Here is a 15,608-nt window from a genome sequence, read left to right on the forward strand (position 1 = left end):
TTTTAACTCCTCTCATCTTGCGTTGGCTCATCATCAAAGGTGACTTGGCCCGTTTGAACTAACGGAGCTAAGTCAGCTTGATAATCATAAACTGGTGCTGGGTAATGGCCATCAAAATATGCCGTTGTTAAGCCATTTCCATCAGATTGTTTTGGGAGGCCAATACTTTCAACCAGACCCGGGACAGATAAAAATTCCAAAGAATCCGCCCCAATGATTGTTTGCATTTCAGATTGCGAATAATTAGCTGCCATTAATTCATCAGTCGTTTGCATATCAACACCAAAGAAAGATGGGTATTTAAACGCTGGAGAGGCAATGCGTACATGCACTGATTTAGCCCCAGCTTCACGCAACATTTGAATAATATATTTTGAAGTGGTGCCTCGAACGATTGAATCATCAATTAAAACAATCCGCTTTCCAGAAACAACCGCTGGCATTGCTGTTAGCTTCATGCCTACCGCACGTTCGCGCCGACTCTGAGTTGGCTCAATAAAGCTCCGCGCGATATACTGATTTTTTATTAATCCCATTTCATTTGGTAAATTTGCAGCATCGGCATAGCCCATGGCGGCTGATAATGATGAGTTGGGGACGCCCACGACCATGTCGGCATCAATTGGTGCTTCTTGCGCTAATTTGGCCCCCATTCTTTGCCGGGCTTGGTGAACGTTGATGCCATAAATATTCGAATCTGGGCGAGCAAAATAAATATATTCCATGACATCAATATTTAAACGAGTCGCTTGGGTATAATGATCAATGTGCATACCATTGCGGTCAAAGCGAATCAATTCACCAGGTTGTACGTCCCGCAAAAAATTAGCACCCACCGCATTCAATGCGGCCGTTTCACTAGCCACAACATAGCGTGCTTCATCACCAAATTGACCGATGACAAATGGACGAAAACCATGTGGGTCCAAAGCAGCATACATAGCATCTGGCGTTAATAGAAGAAAAGCAAACCCACCATGAACTTGGTTTAAAGCATCGACAAGCTGAGCTTCAAATCCATCAGCTGAGGAACGACGAATCAAATGCAATAAAATTTCAGTATCTGAAGATGATTGAAAAATTGCACCTTCTTGTTCCAACTCCGCGCGAAGCGTTTTCGCATTTGTAATATTACCGTTATGGGCTAAAGCTACTTGCATGTCTGCAAAATTCACCATAAATGGTTGAATATTTTCAACACCATGATTACCAGCCGTTGCATACCGAACATGACCGATAGCGGCAGAACCAGTTAAATTGTCAAAGCGGCGTGGATCTGCAAAAACATCACTTAATAAACCTAATCCGCGTTCTTGCCAAAGCTGCCCATCATCATGTCGAGCAACAATCCCAGCGCCTTCTTGTCCACGATGCTGTAAGGCATGGAGTCCATAAAAAGTTAAATTTGCAGCTTGTTCATGGTTCCAAATACCAAAAATACCGCATTCTTCATTTAAAGAATGTTCATTTATCATTGAAGTCTCTGCCATAAGCTATCCTTATATTTTTCCTTTACTTGTGTCATGGGAAGTTGAATCTCTTTAGCATCGTTTCCGATAATATGCAGTTCGGGAACTGGAGTAATCTTTCCAATTTTCATTGCCGCAGTTCCCATTAAATCTTCAAACGCTTGCTGCTGGGCTGAACTAACACTCACAATAAACTGAGCAGGTACTTCTGAAAAGATGTCATTTAAGGGTGTCTTCAATTCAACTTGAGCGCCGAACGGTGTTTCCATCAAACTTTCACTTAATGCGACAGCGAGTCCACCCTCTGAAAGATCATGAACGCTTTGCACCAAATGTCTTTTCGTAGCTGTTTGCACCTTTTCCATGATTGCTTGAACTTGCTTATGGTCAATCGGTTTTAGAGCTCCACTGAGCTGTCCTTGTACCATATTTTGTAGTTCACTACCGTTAAATTCAGCTGGTTGCGGATTAATCAAATAAATTTCATCATCAACGGCTTTAAAATTTTGTGTCACAATTAAATCAGTGTTAGAGATTAGCCCTACCATGCCAACCATTGGTGTCGGGTGAATCGCTACGCCATCTGTTTCATTGTAAAGTGAAACATTACCTGAAATGACTGGTGTATTTAATAGCTGGGCCATATCGTTGATGCCTGCAACTGATTGTGCTAATTCATAATAAATTTCAGGATCATCAGGATTTCCAAAATTCAAGCAATCAGTGATTCCAATTGGTGTTGCTCCGGTCGCAACAATATTTTGTGCTGCTTCGAGTAAGGCCCTTTGACCACCAATAAAAGGATCAAGATATGTTAAACGACTATTTATATCGGTTGTCATAGCTAACGCCTTATCGGTTTGACGAATTCTAACAATTGCTGCATCCGCTTGACCAGGCTTTACAACTGTATTGGCCTTAACACTGCAATCAAAATGTCGATATAAGCTAGCTTTGGAAGCAACATTTGGTTGAGCTAGTAAAGCCAACAAGGTTTCAGACGGCTGTGCTAAATCAGGTTGATAATCAGATGCCACCTTTTCTAAACGGGCTGGCTTGGTTTGAGCCATATGCATCTTTGGTGCCGACGTTAGAAAATCAACTGGCACATCAGCTACTAACTCATCTTGAAAGTATAACTGGTATTGCTTACCGTCCGTAACGGTACCAATCTGAACCGCATTCAAATCTTGGGCTTTAAACAAATCCATAATCGATTGGGCATATTCTGGTTCAACCACTAAAATCATACGTTCTTGTGATTCGGAAAGCATCAATTCATATGGTGTCATATGAGCTTCACGTTGTGGCACTCGATCAAGATTTAATTGCATCCCCCTCCCTGCTTTATCTGCCATTTCTGCAGTTGAAGAAACTAATCCGGCAGCACCCATATCTTGGATACCAACAATATGGGCGCCAAATTCTCGCACTGCGTTTAAGGTCGTATCCATGACTAGCTTTTCCATAAATGGATCACCAACTTGTACAGCAGAACGATTTTGGTCTTGATGACTATCAAATTCACTTGAAGCAAATGTTGCCCCATGAATCCCATCACGACCAGTCGTTGCTCCAACATAAATGACAGCATTACCGATGCCTCTAGCTTGACCGACATGCAAATCAGCTTGATTAAGTAAGCCGACTGCCATCACATTAACTAGTGGATTTTGCTGATAAGTTGCATCAAAATTGGTCGCACCACCAACGGTTGGAATCCCAATTGCATTCCCATAGCCTGCAATTCCGGCCACAACACCGTCAATCAGGCGCTTCGTCTCAGCCTGATCAGGGTTACCGAATTGTAAGCTATCTAAGACGGCAATCGGTTGAGCCCCCATTGAAAAAATGTCTCTTAAAATACCACCAACGCCAGTAGCAGCCCCCTCGTACGGTTCAACCGCCGAAGGATGATTGTGAGATTCTGCTTTGAAAACAACTGCTTGATTGTCCCCAATATCTAAGATGCCGGCCCCTTCACCAGGCCCTTGTAAGACACGATCATTCTTAGACCAAAAAGTTTTCAACACGGGTTTAGATTTCTTGTAAGAACAATGTTCAGACCACATCGCGGAAAATAAACCTGTTTCAGTGTAGTTGGGCAAACGTTGCAATTTTTGTTCAATCAGTTCATATTCAGCATCGGTTAAGCCCCAAGCTTGGTAAAGCTTAGTGTCTTTAATTTCATTGGGCGTTGGTTCTTGTACTTGCGTTGTCGACATGCTTTGTTCCTTTCTTAAGCTGGTAATGATGCTTGAATACTTTCAAAAAAGCCACGTCCATCAACATTACCAATTAATGCTTCCATCGCTCGTTCTGGGTGCGGCATCAAACCAATGACATTACCGGCTACATTGGTAATACCGGCAATCTGTTCAACTGACCCATTCACATTATCTTGATAGGTCAAAATGATTTGCTGATGCTCAACTAGCTCTTGAAGTGTTGCTGCATCAGCGTAGTAACGACCATCGGCATGCGCAATTGGTAATTTAACTGAGGTACTCGTGTATGCGCGCGTGAAAGCAGAATTTGGATTGGTAATATTGACCATAACTTCATCACAAATGAAACCGGGTGTCGCATTTTGCATCAATTGCCCAGGCAATAGTCCGCTTTCCGTTAAAATCTGAAAGCCATTGCAAATACCGACGACTAGCTGACCAGCATCTGCTGCGTGCCGGACCGCATCCATAATGGGAGAAAAACGAGCGATAGCACCTGTTCGTAAATAATCCCCATAAGAAAAGCCACCTGGTAAGAAGATTGCCGCATAATCAGATAAATCACTTTCTTCTTGAGCTGAAACGAAAACTGGATTGAGGTTTAAATCAGCCAAGGCGTAAAACAAATCTTCATCACAATTTGAACCTGGAAAACGTACGACTGCTGTTTTCACCATTAATCCGCAACCTCCGTCAATGTGTAGTGATAAGTCTCGGTATTTGGATTAATCAATAAATCATTGGTCATAGCTGCCACTTGTTGTTGAGCCGTTTTTTCGTTAGGTGCATCAAACGTGACTTCAAAATACTTTCCTTGCACAACACGCTCAACGGTCTGATAATCTAAGCGGTGTAAGGCAGACTTGATGACTTCTCCCTGTGGATCAAGCACAGATGTTTTATAAATGACATTAATTTTAGCTAAATACATATGCTTATTCTCCTAATTGTTGCTGTAAACGAGTTAATACGCCCGCATAACTGGTTGTCAAATCACCACTATTGTTTCTAAAGACATCTTTATCAAAAGATTGTCCAGATGTTGTATCGATTAAACGCATATTGTCGGGAGATAATTCATCCCCCAAAACAATTGTGCCCGCTTGATCACGACCAAATTCTAATTTGAAATCAACCAGAGTCAAACCAAGCTTTAAAAATAAATCACTTAGGCAAGCATTCACTTCGTCAGCTAACTGATTCATTTGGGACAACTCTTGCGCAGTGGCGATCTGTAAGGTGATAATTTGCGAATCGTTCATAAATGGATCATCCAAGGCATCTGCTTTGAAATACATCTCATGAACAGCTGGGGTCAATTCTTGGTGCTCAGGCACTTTAAAACGACTAACAAAATGACCTGCTGCATAATTGCGAACAACGACTTCCAATGGAATCATATTTAAAGCCTGAACCAGGCTCTCACTTGGCCCCATTTCACGCACAAAATGGTTTGGTACACCATGTGCTTGTAAATATTGAAATAGATACCGACTAATTTGATTGGTGTAATAACCTTTGTCAGCTATTTGCTCTTTCTTGCGCCCGTTTAAAGCAGTCGCTTGATTTAAGTTTTCAACCCAAAGATATTGCGAGTCGCTCGTTTGGTAAATTCGCTTTGCTTTACCTTCAGTAAGCTTTTTTTCACGTTCAATTGTCGGCATGTTTTTGCCCCCAATCCGTTAATTGTGCAATTGCTGGATGTCCTAAGACGGTAATGTGCCCCATCTTACGATTAGGTTTGATTTGAGCTTTACCATAATCATGGAAATGCCACTCTGGATGTTTGTTGAGCTCTTGTTGCGCGATTGTTAGGTTATCACCTAATAAGTTCAACATCATTGCTGGTTCATGTAACGTAATTTCCGGGATTGGTAAGCCCAAAATGCTTCGTAAATGGCCTTCAAATTGTGAAATATTAGTTGCTTCAATTGTCAGATGGCCTGAATTGTGTGGACGCGGTGCTAATTCATTGACATAGACACTGTCACCCCGAACAAACATTTCAATTCCCAAAATGCCTTTTAATTTAAAGGCCTGTGCAATGTTATTTGCAATCTGAATCGCTTTCTCGGCAACAATTGGTTTCACACCAGTCGTTGTTGAAGTATGTAAAATATGGTTCTGATGTTGATTGATCGTCATTGGCCAAGTACGAACTTGGTTTTGGCCATCTCGTGTCACCATAATACTTAATTCATAATCAAACTCGATGCGCTGTTCTAAAATAAACGGACCGGCAACGCGATTATCCCAGTGGGCTAATAATTCCGCTAGTGTTTCAGCATCTGGTAAATCCCATTGTCCGTGACCATCATAGCCACCTTCCACCGTTTTTAAGATGGCTGGGAATCCAACAACTCGACTCGCTTGATCTAAATCGGCCATTTGACGAACTTCGCTAAAGCGAGCAACTGGTAGGCCCAACCGCTTTAAGAAATTTTTTTCAGCCAATCGATTTTTGGTAATTTCCAATAAATGGGTTCCCTGTGGTAAAGGTGTAATATCACCTAAACTTTCCAACGTTTTTAAATCAACATTCTCAAACTCATAGGTTAAAACATCACTTTGCTCTGCTAAATGTTGTAATGCAGCAACGTCATCATAGGTAGCAATAATCTGTTTGTCAGCAATTTGGGCTGCCGGTGCATTTGGGGTTGGATCTAAAACAATCACATGATACCCCATGGGTTTAGCAGCTAGGGCCATCATCTGCCCTAATTGACCACCACCGATAATCCCAATCGTTGCAGGAGGTGTTAGTGTTTTAGTCATGAGTTGGTACCTCATCAGCCAATACGGCCTCAGTTTGTGTTTGGCGTGCATTTGCCACTGCTTGCGCAATTTGTTCATCTTGAAGCGCTAAGATTTGAGCTGCCAAATAGGCCGCATTCTTAGCACCTGCTGTCCCAATCGCCACCGTTGCAACTGGAACACCACTTGGCATTTGCACGATACTTAAGAGTGAATCAAACCCGTTCAAGGCAGCAGATTGAATTGGTACCCCAATCACGGGTAACGTTGTCGCAGCGGCAACCATACCAGGTAAATGTGCCGCACCACCTGCTCCAGCAATAATGATTGAATAGCCATTGTCCTTCGCATTTTTAGCAAAATCCATCATCTTCTCGGGAGTCCGATGAGCTGAAATAATGTCAACCGCATAGTCCACACCTAATTGGTCTAGGATATCCGTCGTTGCTGACATTGTTGCTTGGTCCGATTTGGATCCCATAATCACCGCCACTTTTGACATACATTCCTCCTAAATTGATAAATATAGTTCGGTTAATACAAGTACATTTAAACATCAGTTAGACTAAATGTAAAGAAAATACGTACAATTAATCGAAATAAAGTATATCGTTCGTGTTTTATGATGTTAATGGACTGCTGCAGAAAAATATAATAAATTTTATTGGTTAATTTTGTTACTAAATGAACAAAATGAGGTATACTAATATAGTATAGGTATATTTAAATGTGATTTCGTACATATTTCGTTATCAATAACTGCTAAGGGAGTGCGTCATGACAGTACAAGAAAAAATGCAAGTTGTTTTTGAACAATTTAATGATCCAGAGATGCAAACACTATTACAAAGCCAATCAAAAGACTTAAACTATCTGGTTGAGCATTTGGAACATGGTGAAGTAGTTGTTGCAGGTATCACCGGACAAGTGAAACAAGCAGTTGTCTTGGTTTTTCTAACAAATTTGCATATTATTTTATTGCGTCATCGCATGTTGTTAAAACCTTGGTTATGTGAAATTGCCCACCAAGAACTTACTCATCTCAGCAGTTCATCCGGAATTGCATTTACAAGAATTGAATTAGATACTAACGAACAAGCAATTATTATTAATGCTGTTAATAACGAAAAAGCATATCAATTTATCACTAAACTCAATCAACTAATCGCGACTTTAGAAAATGATCGCATTATGGCGCAACGAATCGGAAAAACTAGTAACCCTGACTTTTTCGAAAATGAAAAAATGCGCTTGGATCGATTACATGATCATGGCATTATCAATGATTTGGATTATGAAAATAGTAAAGCGAACCTCTATTTCACCCATCGGAATGAGAGCACATAAAAAACAGGTCAACACGTTTAACTGTGTTGACCTGTTTTTTTATTATTTTCAAGATCTGTTGTAATGAGTTTAAAATGCTCAAATAAAATCCAATCATTCTCCGTAAAGGGGCGCCCAAGTACTTCTCTAAACAAAGGTTGAAAAAATTCTTCATGGTTCTTGCGCCATGAGGCAAGGCTCTTATCACCTTCACCTTCAATCTGTGCCAGCTGGTCATCGATATGACGAAACTGACAAAATTCAACGGCAGTTGTCTGAATTAGCGCCACAATCTGCCCAGTATGGTTGAGCACTAATGAATATTCGCCGGGTTTTGGTAATGCTTCATCTTTCTCATACAAGGCCAGCGCACTTGCTGTACCACGTTTAATCCCTTGGCATACCAGTTCAGCCAAAGCATCTATTTGCGCCGGTGATTCGCCACCAAAAGCGAAGGCATCATAGATTTGATTAGCTGGAATTCCTTCAGTTTGACAGTATCTTTGCCAAATCTGTTGTTGTTCAGTTGAGAGCATCCTTGTCCTCTTTAATTATGCTTTGTATAGCGTTGCAAATAGCGTTGACTATGCAATGTAATCTCTGATAATTCTAGTTGCTTGGCAATTTCATCCAACGGCACTTTTTGATCCATCAATTTTGCAAATTGCTTATAACGTGTTTCATAACTTTGGTGAAGCCGTGAGCTTTGTGAAATATGTTGTTCTTCATTTTGACGATCGCTATTTTCTGGTGTTTCACCCGCGACATCAACATGGACTTTCAAATTATTATGTGTGGTCTTATTAAATTTGTAATTGCCAACCTGTCCTAACATCTTTATCACAGCCTCTCTCTCATCTGACTTGTTTCTGAAAAATAATTGCTACTCCCAACAAGCATTTTTCATTAAAAAATTATTGTGTATTCATTAATACTTTATTATAGCCCTTTTTAAAGGACAATGAAAGCGCTACGCCTTAAATGAGCCACAGCACAAAAAAAGACACTAGCCTAGCTAGTGTCTTTTTATTTTGCTTCGAGCTCTTCAATCCGCTCTTCAATTAATCTCAAACGACGACGTAAGTTCTTTTGGCGTTCCAAAAAATCTGTACTACGGTTACGGCTTGAGTAAATTTCGTTCAATTTCATTTGAACTCTGACATGCTCATGTTTCAAGGTTTTCAATCTAAACCACTTTGATAAACGATTCATGTAACATACCTCCTTAAATATTCTTCAATATATTAACGTATTAATATATAAATGGTAGTTCATGCACACTCAATTAAATTGAAATAAAGTGTTTACTTGACATAATATTATATCAGCTTGTGACATTAAAAGCAAATTGTATAAACTATCCACTATGAAACTCATCGGAGGCGCTACGCCTGCTTACTAAGACCTAGACTTCTTAAAAGGCAGCTAAGGCTTCTTGAATTGGGGTAGCCCCATTCTTCATGGCAATGATGTGATTGGTTGTTCGAGGGAAATTAGCAACTTCGGCCAATACTGTGGCCACATCATCCAAAGTATTTTCATTTGGTGTTTCAAAATCTGACAAGATTTTTTGTCCGTTCTTTGCGACTGGCATCAAATCGACTTTCCCAGTTGGAGCTGCTTCAGTCAGAGAAGCAGCTTGAACCAACGTATAAGGTAAGTTACTTTGGAGCAATGCTTTGTCAGCAAAATGGCGCGCAACATTATAATCTTGTAGACTTGCGAAATGAGGGTCACGCCATGAATCAGGATCTAATGAACCCATCCCAGTCAATTGGACAAACCGTTGAACCCCCACTTGATCAGCGGCATCAATTAATTTAACATTTCCCATTAGATCAGTTTGGAATAAATCTTTACCACGTGAACCAGCAGTAAAGAAGATTTTGTTGAAAGGACGAATCGTTTGACGAATATCTTCAAAAGATGCATGTAAATCTAATTCAATCATATTGTCGGCATCTCGCTTAACACTGCTACTACCAAAGACGTTATTATTTGGATCTTGTTGCAAAATTTGCATCAAGCGCCTACCTACGCGACCAGTTGCACCCACTACTAAAATATTTTCAGTCATTTTCTTTTCTCCTTATTTTTTGTAAATGAATATAATACAAGAATACACCCTTTTTTTAAAAATGTGAACCAAATAAAAAAACTTAAAGAATTCCCATATATATTGTATAATCAAATACAGACAACTCTGATCGGAGAAAGACATGTACTATATTATTATTGCTATTTTATTAATTTTATTGGTGGTTTTGGCCTTTATGTATTGGCGCCTTAATCACAAATACCAAGAATTATTGCAGACCACGAAGTTAAGAGAGTCAATTGTTGATAACAAGGTCATCCAAATCTCAAATATTGAAGATACGATGGAACACAACAAATCACTTTTGATTCAAGAGCGAGCCCGCATTGACGAGCAACTTGCTGAGATGGCTAAAGCTGAAGAAGAAGCGGCAGCTAAAGCCGAGGCCAAGGCAGCTGAAAAAGCTGAAAAAGAAGCGGTAGCTAAAGCCGAAGCTGAGGCAGCTGAACAAGCGGCTAACGACGTCCAAACATTACAAAATCAAGCCGATTCAGCTGAAAATGAATTAGACGCTGAAATGGAACACACTGATTCAGTTGTACCAAAACAAGCGGCAACAAGTTTGCAAACGGATGATGCGATTCAGGACTTGGTTGATAGTCAAACAGTGGCAACAACCGACACCACTCCTACAGAATCAGAAAGTCAACCAATGCAAAAACTTGCAGATCAGATTGATAAAGATAAATTACATGAAGATGTTCAACCTTCATAAAACAAAAAGACTAGCTAAGGTCGACTTAGCTAGTCTTTTTTTAGTTATTTAGCATCATACCACGTTGGCCCTTCATGACTTGAAACCTTTAATGGTACTGCTAAGTCCATCGCAGAATCCATTAATTGTGGCACCAAAGTATGAATTGTCTCTAACTCAGTTTTTGGTACTTCCAAAATAAGTTCGTCATGCACCTGCAGTAACATCCGAGACTGTAAGCCTTGCTCCTTAAGCGCGTTTTGCACTTTCAGCATGGCAATTTTAATGATGTCAGCTGCAGAACCTTGAATTGGTGTGTTCATTGCTGTTCGCTCGGCAAAGCTACGAACATTGAAATTCTTAGCATGAATGTCTGGGAGGTAACGACGCCGATGCGCCATTGTCTCAACATAACCGTTCTCACGTGCAAAGGCTACAATATCTTCTGACCATTGTTTGATACCAGGATATTCTTCGAAATAAGTGTCAATGATGTCTTTAGCTTCCTTACGACTAACACCGATATTTTTTGCTAGTCCAAAATCAGAAATGCCATAAACAATTCCAAAATTGACCGCTTTAGCCTTTCGTCGCATATTGGGATCAACTTCATCTTCCGGACTGAGATGGAAAATACGCCGGGCAGTCGCCTCGTGAATATCTTCATCGTTCTTGAAGGCCATTTGCATATTTTCGTCACCAGAGATATGCGCTAGCACCCGCAATTCAATTTGTGAATAGTCCGAGCTCACAATGAGCCAGTCTGGTTCACTTGGAATAAAGGCTTGTCGAATTAAGCGACCTTCTTCTAGTCGTGCTGGAATATTTTGCAAGTTGGGATCATTTGAAGATAGACGGCCTGTTTGCGTCAAAGTCTGCAAATAGTGGGTATGCACCTTTGAATCTGAACCATGGATCACCCGTAATAGGCCTTCCACATATGTTGACTGGATTTTGGCAATCTGTCGATACTGCAAAATAGCATCAACAATTGGGATGCCTTGCATTTGTTCAAGAACTTCAACACTCGTCGAATAACCCGTCTTTGTTTTCTTAATCGGCTTATAACCCATCTCTTCAAATAACACGGTGCCTAATTGCTTAGTCGATTGAATATTAAATTCATGACCAGCTTCGGAATAAATTGTCTTCTCCAAATCTTTCAGACGTCCATCTAACTCCGTACGCATCGTCAATAAGCGCTGACTATCAACCTTAATCCCATCAATTTCCATTTCAGCTAACACTTGAGACAAGGGCAATTCTAGCGTTTCGTATAGTTCAGTTTGTTCACGCTCATTTAATTGCTGCAACAGTTGTTCTGGCAAACGATTCAATGCACGTCCCTTCTGCCCGAGATGCTCAAAAAAGACATCATCGTCGTCTGGAATGGCAAATTTAGCACCTTTACCATAAACTGCTTCATCTGTTTGGACATCATAATAGTCATTTTGTTGCGCTAAAGCGCCTAAATCATCACTATTATCATTCGTATCAACTAAATAAGACATCAACAAAATATCATCATCCACGCCTACCAAATTTAAGCCGTAACGATGTAATACCACATACAAAGCCTTCATGTTGAAGACATGTTTATTAATTTGCGAATTCAATAAGACATCCTTCAATTTGCCAGTTAGCAAAACATCAATGTCCCGACCAACTACATAGCCTTGATCATCATTACCAATAACAAAACCAACTGGTGCAGCCGTATGATAATCCGTATCATCCAATTCAATGTACAAACTAACAGCTTCCGTAAAGTCCGGTAAATCCGCTTCAGCAGTGTCATCAGCCTTAATTAAGTTGAGTGGCGCTTGTGGCTTAGCATCAACTGCTTCAGCCCCATTCTCAGTGCTATTTTGTGCCACATGGCCTTGGCTAGCCAACTTAGCCAATTGCTGCTTAAAGTCTAATTGCTGATAGAACGGAATAATATCTTCATAATCAGGCCCCGTATACTTCAAATCTGACAATTCAAAGGTAATCGGTGCATCAGTGCGGATCCGCGCCAAGTCTCGTGACATGGTTGCATCTGCTTCTCCAGCCACTAGCTTTTCTTTCTGTTTATTGGCCTTTAACTCATCAATATGTTCATATAATTCAGGGATTGAATGATATTCTTTGATTAATTTTATTGCCGTTTTAGGACCAATTCCGGCTACTCCCGGATAATTATCGGAAGTATCGCCTTGGAGCCCCTTCACGTCGACAATTTGGTCTGGCGATAGCCCATCATACTTTTCAGCAACCATGGCTAAATCATTATGTTCGACTTCAGAAACACCCTTCTTGGTAATCCAGACTTCAATATGTTCATCAACCAACTGTAACATATCACGATCACCCGTTAAGATGGTTACTTCAAGGCCTTCTGCCTGCCCCTTTTTGGCGGTAGTACCGATAATATCATCAGCCTCATAGTTAGGTAATTCATAACTGTAAATACCATGTAATTGCACCATTTGCCGCAAATAAGGGAATTGTTCCGTTAATTCAGATGGCGTCTTATCGCGATTTCCCTTGTAGGTATCAAATTTTTCAGTTCTAAAAGTGGTTTTACCCGCATCCCAAGCCACCATGGCATAATCAGGATCGAATGGTTCCACAATTCCGTCTAAGAAGTTGTTAAATGCAACCAAGGCGTTGGTATGCAAGCCTTCATGATTCACAAAACGATCAACTTGGTTAATCATGGCGTAAAAAGCCCGAAAAGCCAAAGAATTCCCGTCAATCAATAATAATTTTGGTCTATCCATGTTGTTCTCTCTTTCAGCTAAATCTACTGTACTCATCTTAACAGAAAAAGCGTTCGATTCGAAATCGAACGCTTTAAAGTTTTAATCGTTATTACTTCCACCAGCTAATCCGAAGATTTGTAGCAAGTAGATAAAGATATTCACGAAGTCAAGATAGAGATTCAAAGCACCTGAAACAGCCAAACCTTGTTCCATCGTAGCGCCAGCACCACTTTCAGAGAATTGATAGTACATTGACTTCAAGGTGTTCATATCATAGGCAGTCATCGCAGAGAATACGATGATTCCAATAACAGCAGTTACAAAGTATACCATGCTGTTAAAGAAGAAAATATTCAACAAGCCGACAACAATCAAACCAATCATTGCCCCCATTAGAATTCCACGCCATGACGCTAATGACTTTTTAGTCATATAACCATAAAGTGCCATTCCAGCAAAAAGTGCTACTGCACCTGCTAAGGCCATTCCAATTGTTGCAACATGGAATGACAAGCCAATGACAGCAAAGGTTGCACCATTTAGCACAGCGTAACCCATTAGCATTCCAAAAGCTTTCCCAGGGTTTGTATATACGCGCTTTGAGAACAAGTAAACAAAGCCAATCATTACCGCAAACATCACTAATGACATAATTGGATTACTAAAGATTGACAAAATTTGTGGTGCAAAGAATTTGACGCCGATATAGGCCGTCACAAATGATACAAGCAAGGCCATCGCCATATACTCGTACACTTTTAAGAAGAAGCGGTTCAATCCAGCGGTATCCGGATTAACCGTTCGACGTGAATTATATTGATCCATTAAATCACTCCCATTCGTAGTTTTAATTTAAGTTAATTAAACATAAATTACCTTAGATTAGACTTAATTATTGTAAATTAGCCTGTGTATTTGCCAAAAGCTTTTCAAAAGCAAATTCGGTATTTTGCAAATCACCAGCCCCCATAAAGACGAACACACCATCTTCGTGATCTAATAGTGGTGATACATTTTCAGGGGAAACAATCGCGCGGAACTTACTGATTTCTTCACCAAGTTCTTCTGAGCTAATATTCCCCTTCTTTTCACGAGCTGAGGCAAAAATATCAGTCAAATAGACATCATCCGCTAGGTCTAATGTCTTTGCAAATTCCTCTTTATAGGCAATTGTCCGACTAAATGTGTGGGGTTGGAACACCGCCACAATTTCACGATCCGGATACTTTTGGCGAGCAGCATCAATCGTTGCTTTAATTTCTGAAGGATGATGAGCATAGTCATCAATAATGGTTACTGGGCCCACTTGTTTTTCAGTAAAGCGGCGCTTAACACCCTTAAAAGACATCAACTCCTTCTTCACTAAGTCCTTATCCATGTCCTCAAAGTGAGCCACAGCCACAACAGCAAGCGAATTCAAGACACCGTGTTGTCCATACAAAGGCACCTCATACGTGCCTAGGAATTCATCATGGTAATAGGCATCAAAGGCTGAACCACGCGTTGAACGCTTAATATTAGTGGCATAAAAATCGTCTGTTTCTGGATTGGTACCATAATAGTAAATTGGCACATCAAGCTTTAACATTCGTAGTTGTGGATCATCACCCCAAGCAAAAACACCCTTCTTAACATGTTGTCCAAATTCTTCAAACGCAGACCGCACGTCATCGATACCGGTATAGTAATCTGGGTGGTCAAAATCAATGTTAGTCATAATGGCATAGTCAGGATAATAATTCTTAAAGTGACGCCGATATTCGTCAGCTTCAAAAACAAAGAAACGTGGGTCAGGCACGCCCTTACCACTACCATCCCCAATCAAATATGACGTTGGGGCAATTCCTGACAACACATGCGCCAACAAACCAGTTGTTGACGTTTTACCATGTGCTCCAGCCACTCCAATTGAGGTTGATTGCTCAATCAATTCTTCCACAACTTCAGGGTAGGTAACGACCTTAACTTCCCCTTGTTCTTGCATTTTCAAAGCTTGTGAAACTTCGACTTGATCATCCTCAAAAGCATTTCCACGGATCACCTTCATGCCAGGCTTAATATTATCAGCATCGAAAGGGTAAATTTTAATACCAGCATCTTCCAATGGCTTTTGCGTGAAGGTATATTCATCAATATCAGAACCTGAAACTTGATATCCCTGGTCATGCAAAATGCGGGCTAAAGAACTCATCCCTGAACCCTTGATCCCAATAAAATAATAATTTGTATCCTTATCCATAATATGTGATCTCCAAATCTTTATAACAGTTTATTCCAGCTTCCATAATAGCA

Annotated in this window: 16 protein-coding genes; 2 read left to right on the top strand and 14 right to left on the bottom strand. The window is 40.4% G+C overall.

The genetic code is table 11. The features are described from left to right. Positions 1 to 2 precede the first annotated feature (2 nt). The 7 genes from purF to purE are packed head-to-tail and all read right to left on the bottom strand — an operon-like array spanning position 3 to position 6,953. Positions 3 to 1,490 (bottom strand): amidophosphoribosyltransferase, encoded by a 1,488-nt coding sequence (gene purF, locus JOC36_RS05140; protein WP_205145442.1) that lies wholly within the window; start codon positions 1,488 to 1,490, stop codon positions 3 to 5. Further along, a complete protein-coding gene (purL, locus tag JOC36_RS05145) occupies positions 1,472 to 3,694 on the bottom strand; it encodes a phosphoribosylformylglycinamidine synthase subunit PurL (RefSeq protein ID WP_205145443.1) in 2,223 nt (740 codons plus the stop codon). The genes purF and purL overlap by 19 nt, the downstream gene beginning before the upstream one ends. A gap of 14 nt (positions 3,695 to 3,708) precedes the next feature. Further along, positions 3,709 to 4,371: a phosphoribosylformylglycinamidine synthase subunit PurQ gene (gene purQ, locus JOC36_RS05150; RefSeq protein ID WP_205145536.1), complete on the bottom strand. Its 663-nt coding sequence runs from the start codon at positions 4,369 to 4,371 to the stop codon at positions 3,709 to 3,711. Between the two features lie 2 nt (positions 4,372 to 4,373). Beyond that, positions 4,374 to 4,628: a phosphoribosylformylglycinamidine synthase subunit PurS gene (gene purS / locus JOC36_RS05155; protein WP_205145444.1), complete on the bottom strand. Its 255-nt coding sequence runs from the start codon at positions 4,626 to 4,628 to the stop codon at positions 4,374 to 4,376. 4 nt (positions 4,629 to 4,632) lie between these two features. Next, entirely contained in the window at positions 4,633 to 5,361 is a 729-nt protein-coding gene (purC, locus tag JOC36_RS05160; RefSeq protein ID WP_205145445.1) for a phosphoribosylaminoimidazolesuccinocarboxamide synthase, read from the bottom strand. Further along, on the bottom strand, positions 5,348 to 6,472 hold the full coding sequence (purK, locus tag JOC36_RS05165; protein WP_239517545.1) for a 5-(carboxyamino)imidazole ribonucleotide synthase: 1,125 nt from the start codon (positions 6,470 to 6,472) through the stop codon (positions 5,348 to 5,350). Before purK ends, purC begins: the two co-directional genes overlap by 14 nt. Then, complete coding sequence (gene purE / locus JOC36_RS05170) at positions 6,465 to 6,953, bottom strand: 5-(carboxyamino)imidazole ribonucleotide mutase (protein ID WP_205145447.1); 489 nt, start codon at positions 6,951 to 6,953, stop codon at positions 6,465 to 6,467. Before purE ends, purK begins: the two co-directional genes overlap by 8 nt. A gap of 275 nt (positions 6,954 to 7,228) precedes the next feature. On the opposite strand from purE, the gene JOC36_RS05175 reads away from it, so the two are divergent. Then, positions 7,229 to 7,798: a PH domain-containing protein gene (locus JOC36_RS05175; protein WP_205145448.1), complete on the top strand. Its 570-nt coding sequence runs from the start codon at positions 7,229 to 7,231 to the stop codon at positions 7,796 to 7,798. A gap of 17 nt (positions 7,799 to 7,815) precedes the next feature. On the opposite strand, the gene JOC36_RS05180 is transcribed toward JOC36_RS05175, so the two are convergent. The 4 genes from JOC36_RS05180 to JOC36_RS05195 all read right to left on the bottom strand — a co-directional run bounded on the left by JOC36_RS05180 (position 7,816) and on the right by JOC36_RS05195 (position 9,854). Beyond that, a complete protein-coding gene (locus JOC36_RS05180; RefSeq protein ID WP_205145449.1) occupies positions 7,816 to 8,313 on the bottom strand; it encodes an ASCH domain-containing protein in 498 nt (165 codons plus the stop codon). A gap of 11 nt (positions 8,314 to 8,324) precedes the next feature. Continuing rightward, a complete protein-coding gene (locus JOC36_RS05185) occupies positions 8,325 to 8,612 on the bottom strand; it encodes a hypothetical protein (RefSeq protein ID WP_205145450.1) in 288 nt (95 codons plus the stop codon). Between the two features lie 191 nt (positions 8,613 to 8,803). Continuing rightward, complete coding sequence (locus JOC36_RS05190) at positions 8,804 to 8,989, bottom strand: hypothetical protein (RefSeq protein ID WP_205145451.1); 186 nt, start codon at positions 8,987 to 8,989, stop codon at positions 8,804 to 8,806. Between the two features lie 202 nt (positions 8,990 to 9,191). Next, positions 9,192 to 9,854, bottom strand: a complete 663-nt coding sequence (locus JOC36_RS05195; protein WP_205145452.1) for an NAD(P)H-binding protein — start codon at positions 9,852 to 9,854, stop codon at positions 9,192 to 9,194. A 142-nt stretch (positions 9,855 to 9,996) separates the two neighbouring features. Here JOC36_RS05195 and JOC36_RS05200 point away from each other — a divergent pair, with 142 nt between their 5' ends. After that, a complete protein-coding gene (locus tag JOC36_RS05200) occupies positions 9,997 to 10,590 on the top strand; it encodes a hypothetical protein (protein WP_205145453.1) in 594 nt (197 codons plus the stop codon). Between the two features lie 44 nt (positions 10,591 to 10,634). On the opposite strand, the gene polA is transcribed toward JOC36_RS05200, so the two are convergent. From polA to murC, 3 genes are all read right to left on the bottom strand, one after another. Continuing rightward, positions 10,635 to 13,334, bottom strand: coding sequence for a DNA polymerase I (polA, locus tag JOC36_RS05205; protein WP_205145454.1), 2,700 nt, complete (start codon positions 13,332 to 13,334; stop codon positions 10,635 to 10,637). Between the two features lie 81 nt (positions 13,335 to 13,415). Beyond that, positions 13,416 to 14,141 (bottom strand): Bax inhibitor-1/YccA family protein, encoded by a 726-nt coding sequence (locus JOC36_RS05210; RefSeq protein ID WP_205145455.1) that lies wholly within the window; start codon positions 14,139 to 14,141, stop codon positions 13,416 to 13,418. Between the two features lie 67 nt (positions 14,142 to 14,208). Continuing rightward, a complete protein-coding gene (gene murC, locus JOC36_RS05215; RefSeq protein ID WP_205145456.1) occupies positions 14,209 to 15,555 on the bottom strand; it encodes a UDP-N-acetylmuramate--L-alanine ligase in 1,347 nt (448 codons plus the stop codon). Positions 15,556 to 15,608 lie beyond the last annotated feature (53 nt).

The sequence above is a fragment of the Weissella uvarum genome, from assembly GCF_016908785.1.
Lineage (GTDB): Bacteria > Bacillota > Bacilli > Lactobacillales > Lactobacillaceae > Weissella > Weissella uvarum.